Here is a 16401-nt window from a genome sequence, read left to right as displayed (position 1 = left end):
AGGCCAGGGCCGAGTCTCCGGACCGGCGTGGCGCGAATCGGCGGGAAGCCGCCCGGCCTAGACGTTCACCTGGTTGGCGGTCGTCTGGTCCGGGGACACCGCCGCGGTCGAGTCGGTGCCCGTGACCGTGACATTGGACGAGTCCGCCACCGCCGGAGCACCCGAGGAGGACGGTGCCGCGTCCAGTGCCGAGCCGCGCCGCTTGGAGATCACGATCACCGCGGCGATCACGGCGACGGCCGCGACGGCGATGACGATCCGCAGCCAGGTGTTCTTGTCCTCGCCCACCGAGAACTTCACCACGGTCGGCGCGATCAGCAGGCTGACCAGGTTCATCACCTTGATCAGCGGGTTGATCGCCGGGCCCGCGGTGTCCTTGAACGGGTCACCCACGGTGTCGCCGATGACCGTCGCGGCGTGGACCTCGGATCCCTTCCCGCCGTGTGCGCCGTCCTCGACCAGCTTCTTCGCGTTGTCCCAGGCACCGCCCGAGTTGGCGAGGAAGACGGCCATCAGCACGCCGCCGGCGATCGCGCCGGCCAGGAACGAGCCCAGCGGCGGGTAGCCGAGGCCGAACCCGACCGCGATCGGAGCCATCACGGCGAGGGTTCCCGGCGTGATGAGCTCGCGCAATGAGTCGCGGGTGCAGATGTCGACCACGGCCTTGTAGTCCGGCTTCTCGGTGCCCTCCATGATCCCCGGATGGTCGCGGAACTGGGCGCGCACCTCCCAGACGACCCGGCCGGCGGCTCGGCCGACCGCGTTGATCGCGAGCCCCGAGAACAGGAACACGACCGCCGCCCCGAGAATCAGGCCGACCAGCGCGTCCGGGTAGGCCACGTTGAGGCCGCCGAGGCCGCGGGCCGCGTCGCCGCTGACTCCCGCCTTGCCTAGCGCCTCGACGATCGTGTCGGTGAACGAGCCGAACAGCGCGGTCGCGGCGAACACCGCTGTCGCGATCGCGATGCCCTTGGTGATGGCCTTGGTGGTGTTGCCGATCGCGTCGAGCGAGGTCAGGATCGCCGCGCCCTCCGCGGTGACCTCGCCGGACATCTCCGCGATGCCCTGGGCGTTGTCGCTCACCGGGCCGAACGTGTCCATCGACACGATCACGCCGACCGTGGTGAGCAGCCCCGTGCCGGCGAGCGCCACCGCGAACAGCGCGACCGTGATGCTGCCCGAGCCGAGCAGATAGGCGCCGAACACCGCCGCGCCGATCAGCACCGCCGAGTAGACCGCCGATTCGAGGCCCACGCCAATGCCGGCGAGGATGTTGGTAGCCGGGCCGGTGGTGGAGGCTTCGACGACGCTCCGGACCGGCTTGCGGGCCGTCTCGGTGAAGTAGCCGGTAAGCAGCTGGATCGCCGCGGCGAGCACGATTCCGATCAGCACGGCGCTGATCGCGATTACTCGTGGGTTGCCGTCCTGGGTGCTGCCCGCCATGCCGGGGAAGTCGGCGAAGCTGGTCGGCAGGTAGACGAACGCGACGATGACGACGCCGATCGCGGAGATCACGGCCGAGATGAAGAACCCGCGGTTGATCGCGGCCATCCCGTTGCGGTCCTTGGCGCGTGGGCTGACCGCGAAGATGCCGATCACGGCGGTGATGACGCCGACAGCCGGGATCAGCAGCGGGAACACGAGCCCGTGCGCGCCGAACACCCCGACGCCGAGGATCAGCGCGGCCACCAGGGTGACCGCGTACGACTCGAACAGGTCCGCCGCCATCCCGGCGCAGTCGCCGACGTTGTCGCCGACGTTGTCCGCGATGGTCGCGGCGTTGCGCGGGTCGTCCTCGGGGATGCCCTTCTCTACCTTGCCGACCAGGTCGGCGCCCACGTCGGCGGCCTTGGTGAAGATGCCGCCGCCGACCCGCATGAACATCGCGAGCAGCGCGGCGCCGAAACCGAATCCCTCCAGCACCTGCGGCGCGGTGTCCCGGAAGACGAGCACCACGACGGCGGCGCCGAGCAGGCCGAGCCCGACGGTGAACATGCCGACGACGCCGCCGGTGCGGAACGCCAGTCGAAGCGCGGCCTTCTCGCCGCGCTCGTTGGCCGCCGCCGCTGTCCTGGTGTTAGCCCTGGTCGCCAGCGACATGCCGACGAAGCCGACGAGCGCGGAGAAGACCGCGCCGACGACGAAGAACACCGAGCGGCCGACTCTGGCGCCGGTGTCGTCCGCCGGCAGCGCCAGGAGGACGAACGGGATGACGACGACGAACCCGGCCAGGGTCTTGAACTGCCGGCGCAGATAGGCGGCGGCGCCCTGCTGTACCGCGGCGCCGACCTCGATCATCTTGGGTCCGCCCTGGCTGGCCGCGAGTACCTCGCGGACCAGAAAAGCGGCCACGAGCAGGGCCAACGCTGCGATGAACGCCACACCGGCGACCAATCCCAGTTGCCCGCCAGTAAGGTCGATCCCAGCGGCCGCGGGTGACTCCGCGGCTTGGATCGGGGACATGGCTCCTCCCGGTCTGCACTATTTGTCCCCTGGACGGTCGGGCGTCCGCACGCCGTCGTGGCTCGACGGTGCGCGCAGGCCCAACGGTCACAGCAGAGCGTCGCATCGGACGACGCCGCGGGTGGCTAGTCGGGGATGTCGTGGGTTCGCGGGTCAAACCGTGGCTGGCGGCGCGCAGGTAACATCGACCGGCGTCGTGGCGCCCTTTGCTCGGGGAGTACCACGCCTGCCGGCTGACTCGGCGCCTGCGTTGCCGTCTCGCGGAAGGTCCCTGCCCCACCTCCACCGCGCTCCACCAGGAGCACCAATTCCGGTCACGGACGGCCAGCTACACCGTCTGTGAGATGCGGCGGAGTCTATCCACACGTCTGCGGCGTGCGCTCGTTTTTGCCGCCGACCGCCCTCTGCGGGTCCGTAGGGGCACATGTCGCGAGCGACGTGCCTCCGGGATCCCGCGGGGCCGGCCGGCGGGTTTCGCCGTCAGTGATCCTGGGACAATGGCCGCCGGCCCTCTAGTGGGCGGGGTTGCCCGCCGTCGCCATGTCGCCCTCCAGGCCGCTGCCGACGAAGGTGGCGGTGTCCCAGGTCATCGTCACCACCGTGCCGACGCCGTCTGGGCGGCGGCGGATCTGGACGTCGTCGACCAGCCCCTCGATGAGGGCGAGGCCGATGCCCGGCGGCAGAGCCGAACCGGCCGCCCCGGGCTCCTGGTCGCCGGGGAGAGCCGTCAGCGGGTCGCCGGCGGGCCGGGCGTCGCCGGTGCCCAGGTCGAGCAGCGCCGGGGCGCCGAGCAGGCCGCCGTCCGGGCCCGGCGCCACGTCGTCGCCCGGCTCACCCGAGTCGGCGACCGCGACGGTGAAGGTGCCGTCGACGCCCGTCATCTGGACCTCGACCAGGTTCTCGGGCGCGCGGCGGCGGTTCACGTTCACCGCGCGCAGGCAGGCCTCGCCGACGGCGATCCCGATCTCGTCGAGCACGCCGGTCGGTACCCCGGCGCGGCGCGCGACCGCCATCGCGATCCTGCGGGCGGTGCGGACGTGCCCCGGCAGGGCGGCGAAGCGCAACTCGACGGTGGACATGTGGCCTCCGGGGTTCTGTCCTGTTGGTGAGCATCGTCTCTGGGGCGGCCCCGACCATCTCATCGCCGAGCGGCCGTGCCTGGCCAGTGCCGGCGAGGCGGCGCGCGGGTGCCTCGAGCCTCGTCGGGAACCCGCGCCGGCCGGTGAGGCCGATCGGTCCCGCCCCGTCGGGCGATGCTCGACCAAGGTCCCAGAGCGGCCGGGGCGGGACCCCGGCGCGACGTCCTTGGTGGGCCACCCCGTGTACACCACCGTCACGGGGACGGTGGGCCGGGTGGCCAGCCAGGCGCCTCAGTCGCTGGCGGAGAGTGCTTCCTCTACAGAGGCGTGGATCGGGAAGACCTTGGTCAGGCCCGTGATCCGGAAGATCTTGAGGATGCGCTCCTGTGTGCAGACGAGGCGCAGCGAGCCGTCGTGTGCCCGGACCCGCTTGAGGCCACCGACGAGGACGCCGAGACCGGTGGAGTCGAGGAACTCGACGCCCTCCATGTCGACGACCAGGTGGTAGGAGCCGGCTGAGACGAGGTCGATGAGCTGCTCACGCAGCTTCGGCGCGGTGTAGACGTCGATCTCGCCGCCCACGACGACGACCGTGTGGTCGCCTTCCTGGCGGGTCGTGAGGGACAGGTCCACGGATCCTCCTGCGTACTACGTCGACTTGTCGGTCAGGCGCATGGGGCGTTCGGGTCTGAGTGACCCGACTGCAGGCGCCACTACCCCGCGGCGTGGAGGGCCAATCCGACCGCTGCATCACACAGCCGAGCAGATGGCTCCACGGGCTGGCATGACCCCACACCATCATGGTCCTAGTGCGCCGGAATGGCCCGACGCGCCGGACCTGACGCGTACCGACGCCACCGGAAATCTACGCCGGATCTTCCGTTGCCGTCTGCCACTCTCGGTGACCTGTCGGTGGGGTCTGGCCGAAAGACGCCAATGCGGCTTTTCGGCCGGTTCGGCGTCGGCGGCGCGCCGCTGGTCCGGGGGCCGCGGGCGGCGCCGGTCGCGCGCGGCGAACGGCCAGGACAGTGCGGCATAGTGCGGCTTGCCTACTCTTGAGAACGCCTGGGGCATCCGAGGACCACGGGAGCCGGTGCTGGGCCCGCTCGTGCCGACAAGCCACCAGGCGTGAGCTGACGGGACTGGCAGGGCTGGCAGGAACGGTCCGGGAGGTTCGGCCGATTGACCACGCGCGCCGGCGAGCGCGGGAGACGGGAGTCCGAGGTGGGTGACGACCGCGGGTCCGAGATCCTGTCCCGGCTGCGGGCCGACCGCCGGCGGGACCGGTGCGTGACCCACGTCGAGCGGGTTCCCGCGCGGGCTGGAACGGCGGTGGACTGGCCGGAGTGGGCGGACCCGCTGCTGCTCGGGCGGCTGCGCTCCGCCGGCGTCACGGCACCGTGGAGCCATCAGGCCGCGGCGGCGGGGGCGGCGTTCGCCGGCCGAAGCGTCGTGCTCGCGACCGGAACGGCGTCCGGCAAGTCGCTCGGCTACCTGCTCCCGGTGCTCACCACGCTGCTCGCCGACCCGTCGGCGCGGGCCCTCTATCTGGCTCCCACCAAGGCGCTGGCCCACGACCAGCTTCGCGCGGTGCGCTCGCTGGCGCTGACGGCCGTCCGCGCGGCCAGCTACGACGGCGACACGCCCGCCGGCGAGCGGGAGTGGGTGCGCGCGCATGCCACCTTCGTCCTGACCAACCCGGACATGCTGCACCGGGGGATCCTGCCGGGCCATCGCCGGTTCGGGCCGTTCCTGCGCGGCCTGCGCTACGTCGTGATCGACGAGTGCCACGGTTACCGCGGGGTGTTCGGCGCGCACGTGGCGCAGGTGCTGCGCCGGCTGCGGCGGGTCTGTGCCCGCTACGGGTCGGACCCGGTCTTCGTGCTCGCATCGGCCACCGTCGCCGACCCCGGGGTCGCGGCGGCCCGGCTGACGGGCCTCGACGTCGACGTGGTTGATGAGGACGGCTCCCCGCGCGGGGCGACCGACTTCGTCCTGTACGAGCCGCCACTGTTCCTCACGGCCGGCCGGCGCCAGCCGGACGCCGCCGCGGGCGGGCGGCTGGCCGCCGCCGGCCCCGGACCTGGCGGGGCTGGCAGGCTGACCGGCGCGGGCAAGCTCGCCGGGGTCGCCGGGGTCGCCGGACGAGCCGGGGCTGTCGGTATGGCTGGCGTGGCCGGTGTGGCTGGAAGGGGCGCATCGGTTGGGGGGGACCACCCGACCAGGGCCGGCGCTGGTGGTGGCGTGGCCACGGCGGCTGAGGGCACGGAGGGCGACGACGGCCCGGGCGCCGGCGAGAACGGGGCGCCGGTGAGGCGCTCGGCCACCGCCGAGTCGGCGGACCTGTTGGCGGACCTGGTGGCCGACGGCGTGCGCACGCTGGTCTTCGTCCGTTCGCGGCGGGCGGCCGAGGTGGTCGCGAACTCGGCCCGCCGGGCCCTGGGCCTGGTGGCGCCCGAGCTCGGCGAGCGGGTCGCGGCCTATCGGGCCGGCTACCTGGCCGAGGAGCGCCGTGACCTGGAGGCCCGGCTGCGCTCCGGTGATCTGCTCGGCGTCGCCGCGACCTCGGCGCTTGAGCTCGGTGTCGACATCAGCGGCCTGGACGCCACCGTGATCGCGGGCTATCCGGGGACGCTGGCCTCGTTGCGCCAGCAGGCCGGCCGCGCCGGCCGGTCGGGGCAGGGAGCGCTCGCCGTGCTGGTCGCCAGGGACGACCCGCTTGACACCTACCTGGTGCATCACCCCGAGGCGGTGTTCGGCAGGCCCGTCGAGGCGACCGTGTTCGATCCCGACAATCCCTACGTGCTCGGCCCGCAGCTGGAGTGCGCCGCCGCGGAGCTGCCCATCACCGAGAGCGACCTGGAACTGTTCGGGGCCGCCTCGCGACCGGTGCTCGATGACCTTGTCCGGCGCGGCCGGCTGCGTCGGCGACCGGCCGGCTGGTACTGGACCCAGCGTGGTCGGCCCGACGTCGACATCCGGGGCGTCGGCGGCCCGCCGGTGCGCATCGTCGAGTCCGGCACGGGGCGGCTGCTCGGCACGGTGGACGCGGCGACCTCGCACTCGACCGTTCACCCCGGCGCCGTCTATCTGCACCAGGGCGTGAGCTTTGTCGTCGAGGAGCTCGACCTGGAGGAGTCGGTCGCCTTCGTCGTCCATGCCGCGCCGGACTGGACGACGACGGCCCGCGACCACACCGACATCCGGATCGTCGGGCAGACCCGGGCACGGGTCGTCGACCGTGACCTGGCCGTGTACTTCGGCACCGTCGAGGTGACCAGCCAGGTGGTCGGCTACCAGCGGCGGCTCATCACCACCGGTGAGGTGCTCGGGGACGTCCCGCTCGACCTGCCGCCGCGCCACCTGCGTACCCGAGGGGTCTGGTACGTGGTCTCGGACCGGCTGCTGGAGGACGCCGGCGTCGAGCCGGCCGACGTGCCCGGCGCGGTACACGCCGCCGAGCACGCCGCGATCGGGCTGCTCCCGCTGTTCGCCACCTGCGACCGTTGGGACATCGGCGGTGTGTCGACCGCGCTGCATCCGGACACCGAGCAGACGACCGTGTTCGTCTACGACGGTCATCCGGGTGGCGCCGGCTTCGCCGAGCGCGGCTACGGGCGCTTTGGCACCTGGCTGACGGCGACCCGCGACGCCGTGTCCGCCTGCGAGTGCCCGGCCGGGTGCCCGTCGTGCGTGCAGTCACCGAAATGCGGCAATGGCAACGAGCCACTCGACAAGGCCGCCGCGGTCCGGCTTCTCACCACGATCCTCGGGAGGCTGGACGGACCGTGACCCACCGGGCACCGGCGGCGGCCTTGGCCGTCCCGTCTGGCTTCTCAAGGGGGTGCTGGGTGGCTGGCAATGGTCCTGGCGGGTTCGGCGAGGGCTTCGATCGACGGTGACCCAGTCGTGATCATCCGCTGGGTCCCGTCTCGGTCTGGCCGGTCGCGCCGATCCAGGGACCAGCGCGGGAGGTGGCGGCCAGCGGGCCGAGCAGCCGCAGGGCAGGCGGCGGGTGTACCTGTGCGACCACCTCGATCGCGTCGCCGGTGGCCCGGCAGACGACCAGCTCGGCGCCGTTGCGGATGGCGAGGATTCGCGCTCGGCCGCAGGCCGCCGCCGGGTCGCCGGTCCGGTCCGAGGCGGCCGCGAGTGCCGCGAGGTCCGCACCCGTGGCCGCCTGACGCCGGGTGAGCGAGACCGCGCTGACCGCGAGCAGGATCCCGGCCGACATCGCGAGGACCATCAGCCAGCCCAGCAGTAGCACCGTCGCCGACCCGCGATCGGCGCCGCGCCAGGCTGACCGCCTGGCCGCCGGGTTCATCCGGGAGCCTCCTCGTCTCGCTCGCCAGCCTCGGGGTCGCCACCGGCCACCTGGCCGCCAGAGCCGGCCGCGGCTGGGCCGGCGGTGCTCGCGCCGGCCGCGGCAGGTTCCGTCGGGGCGACGGCGCTGGCCGCGATGTGGGCCGGTGGCAGCGGGGAGCCCGCTACGGACAGCCGGATCTGAACCGTCACCGTGACCTCGCCGGCCTGCCGGGAGATCGTGACCGTGGCGCCCGCCGGGGCGGCCAGATGTGCCCAAGCCGCGACCTGGCGGTCGTCGTCACCCCTCGCGGCGGCCCGAGCTCCGATCCTGGCCGCCTCCTGGGCGCGGGCCTGCGCGCCGGCCGCGGCGAGCAGCCAGAGCGCTAGCAGGACGACGGCGCCGAGGGTCGGCAGGCCGAGCGCCAGCTCGGCGGTCGCCTGCCCGCCGTCCGGCCGCCGAGCCAGCCGCGCGCGCCTGGCTGGCGCCGGCGTGGATCCGGGAGGACCCGAGCGGGCCGCCACGCGGCTGGCCGACCCAGACCGGGCCGGTACGGCGCCGCCTGGTTCGAACCATGGCTGGCCGGGCCGGGACCTGGTGGAGCGTGCCCCGTGCGATGAGGCTCCGCCGAGCCGGCCGCGGCTACGGCGACGTGGAGCGGTACGGACGGCCATCGGCCGACAGACGCGGAAACGTGTCATCGGGTACCTCCGGCCGTCAGAAGGGCAGCGTCAGCGCGCGTCGTACGACCGACATGATCATCTCCTGGGTGGCCGAACTGCTGACGACGGCGTAGAGCACGCCCGCGAACGCGACCGCGGCGACGGTGCCCACGGCGTACTCGGCGGTCGACATGCCCGAGTCGCGGCCCACCGCGTCCCGGTGCGCCGTGTCCTCGGGCCGGGCACGGGTGTCGTCAGGGCGGTGGGCGAGCCCGTGGGCCAGCAGAGCGCAGCCAGCGAGCAACGCGGGCAGCAGGAACAGAACCGACAGCGGAGACACCGGCTGACACCTCCATGGGTGGGATGCGAGGAGCGAACGCGTGGGGTGGGTGCGCCGGTCGCGGCCCGTGATGGGCTGGTGGTAGCCGGCGGGCCGAGACCTGGGAGCGCGAGGAGCATCGTGATCGTGCGTGGGACTGGCGCCGATGTCATGGCTCGCCCGCGACCTGTGGATATAGCCGATGTATCCACAGGCGGTGGATCAGGCCGGCAGCGCGCCGGGCAGTGAGCCGAGAATGGTCGGGACCACGCCCAGGAGGAGGAACGCGGGCAGGAAGCACAACCCGAGCGGCGCGGCCGCGGCGACGCCCGCCCGCCGCGCGGCGCCGATCGCCTCGTCGTGGGCCTGAGCCCTGGCGCGCGCGGCGATTCTGGTGAGCCCGTCGGCGAGTCGCGCCCCACTGGTCTCGACCCGTCCGAGCGCCTGGGCCGCCGCCATCAGCGGGCGCGCGGAACTTGCGCGCTGACCTGCGCCGACTCGCCGTCGCAGCGCGTCGAGGAGGCTGGTCGGTCCCGTGCCAGCCGCGACCAGTCGGGCCGTCGCCCCTGCCGCCGTCGCCCCCAGACGGAGCCCGCGGGCGGTTGCCCTGAGCTCGACGCCCAGTGGGCCGGCCACTCCGGCGGCCGTGGCCTCCAGCGCCGCTGGCACGGTCGCGCCCGCGGCGAGGCAGGCGGCGATCAGGTCGAGCGCGAGCGGGAGGTCGGCCAACAGCCGCGCCCGCCGCGCCCGGCCTGGGTCGGCGGGCAACGCCGCGCCGACCAGCAGCGCCGCCGCCCCCACCGTGGCGATGGCTCCGGGCCCGCGCTGGCCGTGAGCGAGGAGCACTCCGGCGCAAGCCCCCATCGCGCTGGTCAGGACGGCCCCGAGTGCCGGCCGCCCGACAGACCTGCCAGCAGACCTCCCAGATCGCCGGCCTACCGGATCGCCGATCTCCCGGATCGCCGATCTCCCGGATCGCCGATCCGGCAGGAACCCCGGGCGCCTCGCCGGGCCGGCCCGCGGCCGGCGCGCGTGCTCGTCCACGTGTGCGTCCCGGGGCGCCACCGACTCGACGTCTCGGACCACTCGGTCGCCGATCCACCGCAGCCAGCGCAGGCCGAGCAGATCGAGTGCGACCCCGGCGGCGAGGCACGCCGAGCCCGTCGGCGTGGCGAGCAGCACGTGGGCCGGACGGGCACCGAGCAAGCCCGCGAACACGATGCCGACGACCGGCAGGCCCGCGACCAACCGCCCGGATGAACGCGGGCCGGCCAGCGCGGCGGCGAGTTCGCCGGCTCGCCGGGTATCTGCCCGCGCCTGCGCGGCGAGCGTCATCGCGACCGGCACCAGCCGGGCTCCGCCGGTCCGGCAGACCCACAGGGCCGCGCCGAGCTGGCGTAGCGCCGGCGTCCGGCAGCCGGCGAGCAGCCGGGCCGGGTCCTCGCCGGCCGCCAGCCCGGCTGAGAGCCACACCAGCTCACCCGCGCCCGCGGCATGGCCGTCCGCGTCGCCGGCGGTACCGCTTGTCCCGTCCAGGACTTCCCGGATGTCGCCATTCGCGTCGCCGGACGGCTGTCGCCCGGCGGCGGCCGCGGCCGCTCGCAGGGCCGCGTCCGGGTCGGCACCCGCGTCGAGCTCGGCCGCGAACGCGGCCAACAGGTCCTCCGCGGCCGCTCTTGCCGCCGTCGTCCGGCGCTGTGCCGCCGCCCGCCGCCCCGCCCGGGCGGCGGTCGCGGTGACCACGGTGACCAGCGCGGCGACGATGGCGCCGGCCCGCCCCGCGACCATGGCGGCCCCGAGCACGGTCCCGGCGACGGCCGTCACCCCGACCAGCCGGGCGGCCAGCCGTGGCACGCTCGCTGTGGTGCTCATGGCCGTGACCCGAACGGTGGCGGAAGGGCGACGCCGCGATCACGCAGCAGGTCGCGCAGCCACGGCAGGCCGTCCGCCGGGAGCATGCGCCCGCCGGGCGCTTCGGGCGGTGCGGGCGGCGTCGCGACCAGCGCGGGGCGGACCCGCACGAGCCCGCCCGGGTCCTGGCGCAGCACGCCCACGGCGGCGACAACGCGCCGGCCGGCGTCATCCCTGCGCAGGTGGACGGTGACCTGCACGGCGGCCGCCAGCAGGCTGTGCAGGGCGGGCCGGGACAGGCCCGCGAGCGCCCCCAGCGCCTCCATCCTGGCCGGCAGCGCGCCGGGCGCGTTCCCGTGGACGGTCGTCAGTCCGACTTACCGCGAATGACTAAACTGTACGACATGGCGAACATCGACACCAGGACACTGCGGGTAGCCGTCTACTGTCGGATCAGTGAAGATCGGGAGGGTGTGGAGGCGGGAGTCACTCGGCAGGAAGAGGACTGCCAAGAGCTACTAGTCCGCAACCCTGGGTGGACGCTCGTTGCTCCGCCGGTCGTCGACAACGACACTAGTGCGACGAAGGACAGACCTCGCCCCGGGTTTGAGTCCGTCATGCGCATGGTTGAGTCGGGACAAGCCGACGCTGTGATCTGTTACAAGACTGGGCGGTTCCTCCGCTCCCGCAAGGACAGGCTTCGGGTAAACAACCTCTTCACGGCCAAGAGTGCGCGGCTCATTCCGACGCAGGGCGCCGAGTTCCGGTACGACACGGCGGACGGCCGGATGCTCGCGGGCATCGTCGGTGAGGTTGACCAGGCCGAAACTGAACGTATGGCCGAACGGGTGGAACGCGCAGCCAGGCAGCGGGCGGAGGAAGGCAGGCCGAACGGCGGTACCCGACGGTTCGGCTTCACTGCCCACGGCATGGAGATCAAGCCCGAGGAAGCTGACGTCATCCGGGAGTGTGCCCGTCGGCTACTCGCTGGAGAGAACCTCTCTGCGATCACGCGGTGGCTCAACGATCAGGGGATCAAGCCCCCCAAGGCTGAGCGGTGGCAGAGGACCAGCCTGCGGAACGTGTTGACGGCCTCTCACGTCGCCGGTAAGCGCCTCCACAAGGGTGTCGAGGTAGGAGTGGCCAACCACGGCGCGATCTTGGATGACGACACGTGGCAGGCCGTACGGGTCAAGCTCGCCCCGAACCGGGCGCCCCACTCCAACCAGGTCAAGTACCTCCTCGCTGGCATCGCGCGCTGTGGCACGTGTGGGGCCAAGATGTGGAGCCAGTCCACCAAGATCAGGGGCAAGAGGTACCTGTACTACGCCTGTGTCCCCAAGGTCGAAGGCGGATGTCAGAAGGTCTTCCGGTCGATCGAGAAGACCGACGATCACGTGGAGAGCGTGATCAAGGCCCGACTCAAGGACCGCAGGTTCCGGCAGAAGCTGATCTCCGCCGATGCCCCCGATGCGGGTGAGCTGATCAAGCTGGAGCGGGAGATCAAGCAGACCGAGGACGCTCTGATCAACATCGCCGAGGAGCTTGCGGACCGCACGGACGAGATCGGCAAGAAGCAGTTCCGGGCGGCGAACACCAAGCTCCTGGCCAAGCTGGAGGACCTCCAGCGTCGGAGGGCTGAAGCCACCGAGGCGTCGGTGTTCGGGGACCTGGTGGCCGTGATCGACATCGATGCGTACTGGGCTGGCTTGGTGCTCGGGCGCAAGCGGGAGCTGATCAAGGCACTCGCGGACATCACGATCTTCGCTGCGAACAAGAAGCCTCAGTTCGACAAGACGTTGATCGACGTGGACTTCGAGCGGAAGCGATCCCGAGGACTGCTACAGCCAGAGACTGACCAGACGCAGGGTGCCCTGACGGGCGGGATTGAGAAGAGCCGTGAAGACTTCGCGGAGTGGCTCGCCGACTACGAGTGATGGCGCAGATTCGACTGCCCCCTCTATCACGCAGTGTCTGGTATGGTCTAGAGGTCGAAGTGACCGATATCGGGTGATGTAAATCACATGGGAGGATTGTGGCAGAGAGACCAACAAGATCGGGATGGGGAGATTGGGAGTCCCGCGTGGCTACCTGGGAGTCCCGCATGTACGTCCGCTGGCTGATCCAGAAGGCACCCGATCCCACGGATGAGCAGGTAGCAGAGATCAACCGCATCCTCGGTCCAATCCCCCGAGCAGACAGAACACGCGCGCTGGCCGTAGCCGCGTAGAGAGCCTCAGGCCCCCACTCGGGGGCCTGTTTTGCTATCGGGGCCATGCCACCCAGCCACGTCTGATCGATCTGGACAGTGCCGGTATCCCACGTGCCTACCCGAAGTCCGAGCAGTGTCAGCTGATCCTCACGGCGCGGCAGATCTACGAGTACGAGTCGACCCACATGAGGTACCCCGAAGCGCTGAAACAGGCTCAGCGTCGATCTGAGCCCCGTGGATGGTGCCTTCAACGACCAGTCCGTACGACTGGTCATGCAGGACGGCGAGCCGTGGTTCGTGCTCGCGGATGTCTGTGCAGTGCTGGGGATCGTAACGCCACACATGGTGGCAAGGCGACTACCTGAGGTAGACCGCAGTCAGGCTGCGATCCAGGATGCTCGTGGGCATCGTCAGCAGACCACGATCATCAACGAGGCCGGCTTCTACCGCGTGGTCCTGCGGTCGGACTCGCCCAAGGCTGAGCCCCTCATCACGCTCGTGACGACGGAGATCCTGCCCTCGATCCGGGACGAGCGGGCCTACAAGATCGCTGGCTACGGGACCTTCGAGGACTACTGCCGTGACCGGTGGGACATGGCCCGACGATCGGCGGATCAGTTCATCCAGGGTGCTGAGGTTGTAGATCGTTTGAGCGCAATTGCGCTCAAGCCCACCCGTGAGTCCCAGGCTCGGGAGCTAGCTCCGCTACTGAACGCGCCTGATCGACTACGGGAGGTCTGGCAGGCAGCGGTGGAGCGGCACTCTGGGAACCAACGACGGGAGTCGGGCTCTCTGTGGGTCAGTACCCGACCTGCGGCCGGTCGAAGGGAACAGTGGCCCCTGATCGGACCGAGAAAACGGTGGGCCGAGATCCTCGGAGATTCCAGGACCAGGATCCCCGATGCGTAAGCATCTCGCTGCCTATGTCATACTGAATATGCAAGATCAACAGAGCACGGATTGGAGGTGACACCGATGGACAGCACGAAGACCAGGCGAGAGTACGGCAAGAGATACGGAATCTTCACCGCACAGCGGGGCGTGTGCGTAACCAAGGACCAGGACGAGTGGCTGAAGTCCTACGCACGGGCCAACGATTGCTCGGTAGGCGAGGTCATCCGATACGCACTGGACCTCGCCAGACAGACCAGCGAGTAGTAGTACAGCAGTCCTCAGGGAGAGATGAGAAAACCCCGCCCGATCAAGCGGGAGAGGTTCTCAGAGGGAGAGGGCGAACGATGTTGAAAGTAACCCAAATGGTCCGAGTAACCGGCTCGGCCGCGACAGAAAGAACAAAATGCCTTACAACATTGTACACAATCGGACCGCCCGTCACCAGGATGGACGGCGGATCTGATGGACTACCAGCAGTTCATCATCTGCAAGATCCTTGAGACGAGAGACATTTCGCCAGTTCTGGAAGCGGGGATCACTCGGGATTACTTCCCAGATCCGGATGCCCGCAAGGTCTTCGAGCTGATCGTCGGCTACCACGCAGAGTATGGAGCGGTTCCGGAAGTACGGCGGGTCAAGAAAGACTACCCACGCTATGACCTGATCTCCGTTGCTGAGGAGCCGTACGCCGCACTGATCGATGAGATCCAGGACATGCGGGATCGGTCCATCCTGGAGAGGACACTCGCCGAGAGTGTCGAACAGTACGACCGGGGCAACACTACCGCTGCCCGCCGGGCCATGCAGGAAGGGCTAGACCTGGTCGGAGACCGGGGGTCTACTGGCGGACTCGTGACGTTGTCCGATGTCGAGCCCGAGTCGGTGGAATGGCTGTGGGACGGCTTCTTCCCAAAGGGCATGTTGTCCGTCATCGATGGTGACCCCGGATCCGGCAAATCGACGTTCACCCTGGATCTTGCCGCTCGTGTGTCGACTGGGGCCACAATGCCGGATGGTTCCGGTGGGCGGAGGCAGCCAGCAGACGTGCTGCTCATCAACGTGGAGGACCCTGTAGCACAGGTAATCCGCCCGAGACTAGATGCCGCAGGTGCTAACGTCTCGCGGGTCCATATCCTGTCGATGGTGCCCGATGAGGAGAGTGGGGAACGGCCAATCAGCCTGAAGAACGACGTTGAGCTGATCGAAAGGGTGATCCGAAAGCGCGGTGTCGGGCTGGTCATCATCGATCCTCTGATGGCCTTCCTGGAGAGCGCAGGAAGGAGGATCGATAGCCACAAGGACCAAGACATGCGACCGATCCTGAGCCGGATGAGCAAGCTAGCTGAGGAAACCGGGGCAACATTCGTTGTCATCCGACACATGCCCAAGAACTCCAGCGGTGGCAAGGCCATTTATGCCGGGGGAGGCTCCATCGGCATCATTGGCGCTGCCCGTGCTGGCTACATCATCGGCCGTGACCCTGGAGACCCAGATATCCGGGTTATGGCCTGTGCCAAGATCAACGTTGGTCCCGAACCGACAGCCATGGCGTACCGCCTGGTGAGCGACCCAGATAAGAGCGTTGGGCGGGTTGACTGGATCGGTCCATGGCACCTTACGGCCGACGAGTTGGTGGCGGGGCCGAAGTCTCAGAGCAAGGGCGATCGCGCCGAGGAATGGTTGACTGCCTACCTGGGAGACCAGCCCGACGGTGCCTCATCCAAGCAGGTCAAGGAAGACGCTAAGAAGGCTGGGATCTCGGAGATGACTCTGAAGAGGGCCGCACAGAATCTCGGGGTGAAGATGGAGAAGAAGAAGGAATTCCCGAGCGGCACCGTGTGGAAGCTGAGCAACCCGTTTGAGACGGCTTCCGATGAGGATTTTGCGGAGGCACTCAACGCCAAGCGGGCGTCATAGCCCGCAGTCGGCTCACAGTGGGACCAGGTCTCCTATCAACCTCAGACTTGGTCCAACTGGAGGAATCCAGGGCGATATCCCTTGTGCCGCAGGCACTTTCCAGTGGGTTCATGCTTGGTCCAACTGGATGGTCCAACTGGCCCCACTGATCCCACTGAGGGAACCAGGGATAACGCTAAGGAATCATTAGAATACTAGAAGATACTACGTATAGGGACTAAAACTAAGAATAGAAGGTTGAGGCCAGTGGTTTAGCGGGTTGTCCCCGGTATTCACCACCGGTGACTCTCGGTAGTCAGTTCCTGGTTACTGCTCTCCAGTTGGACCATCCAGTGGGTTCATGCCTGGTCCAACTGGAGAGTGCCTGTGGCACAAGGCTTTTCGGCTCTGAACAGTCCAGTTGGACCAAATCTGAGGTTGATAGGGAAGTTTGACCCCACTGGTGACCTCACTGGAGTACCGCTCGGTCCGCTGGTGACTCTCGGTAGTTGTTTGGGGATCTATTCCTGGTGGAGTGACTAATTCCCCGGGCTCCTGGATCACGCCACCAGCTACCCCGATCGGCCCGGCCACGCCGTGTACGGCGACCTGGGCCATGCGGGAAGATCCACGAAGCTGAGGACAGCGGGGACCCCCAACCTACGATCGAGCAGGTTTGGGGCTCTCAGATGCTCGGGGCAACCCCGATGTACCGGCAAGCC

General features: G+C 69.8%; 13 protein-coding genes. 5 read left to right on the top strand and 8 right to left on the bottom strand.

All coding sequences use genetic code 11. From position 1 onward, the window contains the following. Positions 1 to 57: 57 nt before the first annotated feature. The 3 genes from QOZ89_RS19625 to QOZ89_RS19615 form a co-directional block, all read right to left on the bottom strand. A complete protein-coding gene (locus QOZ89_RS19625) occupies positions 58 to 2463 on the bottom strand; it encodes a sodium-translocating pyrophosphatase (protein ID WP_083419524.1) in 2406 nt (801 codons plus the stop codon). A gap of 512 nt (positions 2464 to 2975) precedes the next feature. Continuing rightward, positions 2976 to 3542 (bottom strand): ATP-binding protein, encoded by a 567-nt coding sequence (locus QOZ89_RS19620; protein WP_071052172.1) that lies wholly within the window; start codon positions 3540 to 3542, stop codon positions 2976 to 2978. Positions 3543 to 3833: 291 nt separating this feature from the next. Continuing rightward, complete coding sequence (locus QOZ89_RS19615; protein ID WP_007516571.1) at positions 3834 to 4175, bottom strand: anti-sigma factor antagonist; 342 nt, start codon at positions 4173 to 4175, stop codon at positions 3834 to 3836. Positions 4176 to 4766: 591 nt separating this feature from the next. Between QOZ89_RS19615 and QOZ89_RS19610 the strand changes: the two genes are divergently transcribed. Further along, a complete protein-coding gene (locus tag QOZ89_RS19610; protein ID WP_312624433.1) occupies positions 4767 to 7334 on the top strand; it encodes a DEAD/DEAH box helicase in 2568 nt (855 codons plus the stop codon). A gap of 121 nt (positions 7335 to 7455) precedes the next feature. Here the strand turns inward: QOZ89_RS19610 and QOZ89_RS19605 are convergent, their stop codons facing one another. The 5 genes from QOZ89_RS19605 to QOZ89_RS19585 all read right to left on the bottom strand — a co-directional run bounded on the left by QOZ89_RS19605 (position 7456) and on the right by QOZ89_RS19585 (position 11003). Further along, on the bottom strand, positions 7456 to 7866 hold the full coding sequence (locus QOZ89_RS19605) for an Rv3654c family TadE-like protein (RefSeq protein WP_312624432.1): 411 nt from the start codon (positions 7864 to 7866) through the stop codon (positions 7456 to 7458). Further along, entirely contained in the window at positions 7863 to 8369 is a 507-nt protein-coding gene (locus QOZ89_RS19600; protein WP_071052170.1) for a TadE family type IV pilus minor pilin, read from the bottom strand. Before QOZ89_RS19600 ends, QOZ89_RS19605 begins: the two co-directional genes overlap by 4 nt. Before the next feature lie 193 nt (positions 8370 to 8562). After that, positions 8563 to 8847, bottom strand: coding sequence for a DUF4244 domain-containing protein (locus QOZ89_RS19595; RefSeq protein WP_071052169.1), 285 nt, complete (start codon positions 8845 to 8847; stop codon positions 8563 to 8565). A 201-nt stretch (positions 8848 to 9048) separates the two neighbouring features. Beyond that, positions 9049 to 10698 (bottom strand): type II secretion system F family protein, encoded by a 1650-nt coding sequence (locus QOZ89_RS19590; protein ID WP_071052168.1) that lies wholly within the window; start codon positions 10696 to 10698, stop codon positions 9049 to 9051. After that, on the bottom strand, positions 10695 to 11003 hold the full coding sequence (locus QOZ89_RS19585) for a hypothetical protein (protein WP_312624431.1): 309 nt from the start codon (positions 11001 to 11003) through the stop codon (positions 10695 to 10697). Before QOZ89_RS19585 ends, QOZ89_RS19590 begins: the two co-directional genes overlap by 4 nt. Before the next feature lie 78 nt (positions 11004 to 11081). On the opposite strand from QOZ89_RS19585, the gene QOZ89_RS19580 reads away from it, so the two are divergent. The 4 genes from QOZ89_RS19580 (at position 11082) to QOZ89_RS19565 (ending at position 15700) form a co-directional block, all read left to right on the top strand. Continuing rightward, complete coding sequence (locus tag QOZ89_RS19580) at positions 11082 to 12614, top strand: recombinase family protein (protein ID WP_312624430.1); 1533 nt, start codon at positions 11082 to 11084, stop codon at positions 12612 to 12614. 548 nt (positions 12615 to 13162) lie between these two features. Continuing rightward, entirely contained in the window at positions 13163 to 13798 is a 636-nt protein-coding gene (locus QOZ89_RS19575) for a BRO-N domain-containing protein (protein ID WP_312624429.1), read from the top strand. Between the two features lie 57 nt (positions 13799 to 13855). Continuing rightward, entirely contained in the window at positions 13856 to 14047 is a 192-nt protein-coding gene (locus QOZ89_RS19570) for a hypothetical protein (RefSeq protein WP_312624428.1), read from the top strand. A 198-nt stretch (positions 14048 to 14245) separates the two neighbouring features. Next, positions 14246 to 15700: an AAA family ATPase gene (locus tag QOZ89_RS19565; protein WP_312624427.1), complete on the top strand. Its 1455-nt coding sequence runs from the start codon at positions 14246 to 14248 to the stop codon at positions 15698 to 15700. Positions 15701 to 16401 lie beyond the last annotated feature (701 nt).

The organism is Pseudofrankia coriaricola, assembly GCF_032027725.1.
Lineage (GTDB): Bacteria > Actinomycetota > Actinomycetes > Frankiales > Frankiaceae > Pseudofrankia.
The sequence above is the reverse complement of the archived record's forward strand: the minus strand, read 5'-3'. Positions and strand labels throughout refer to the sequence as shown.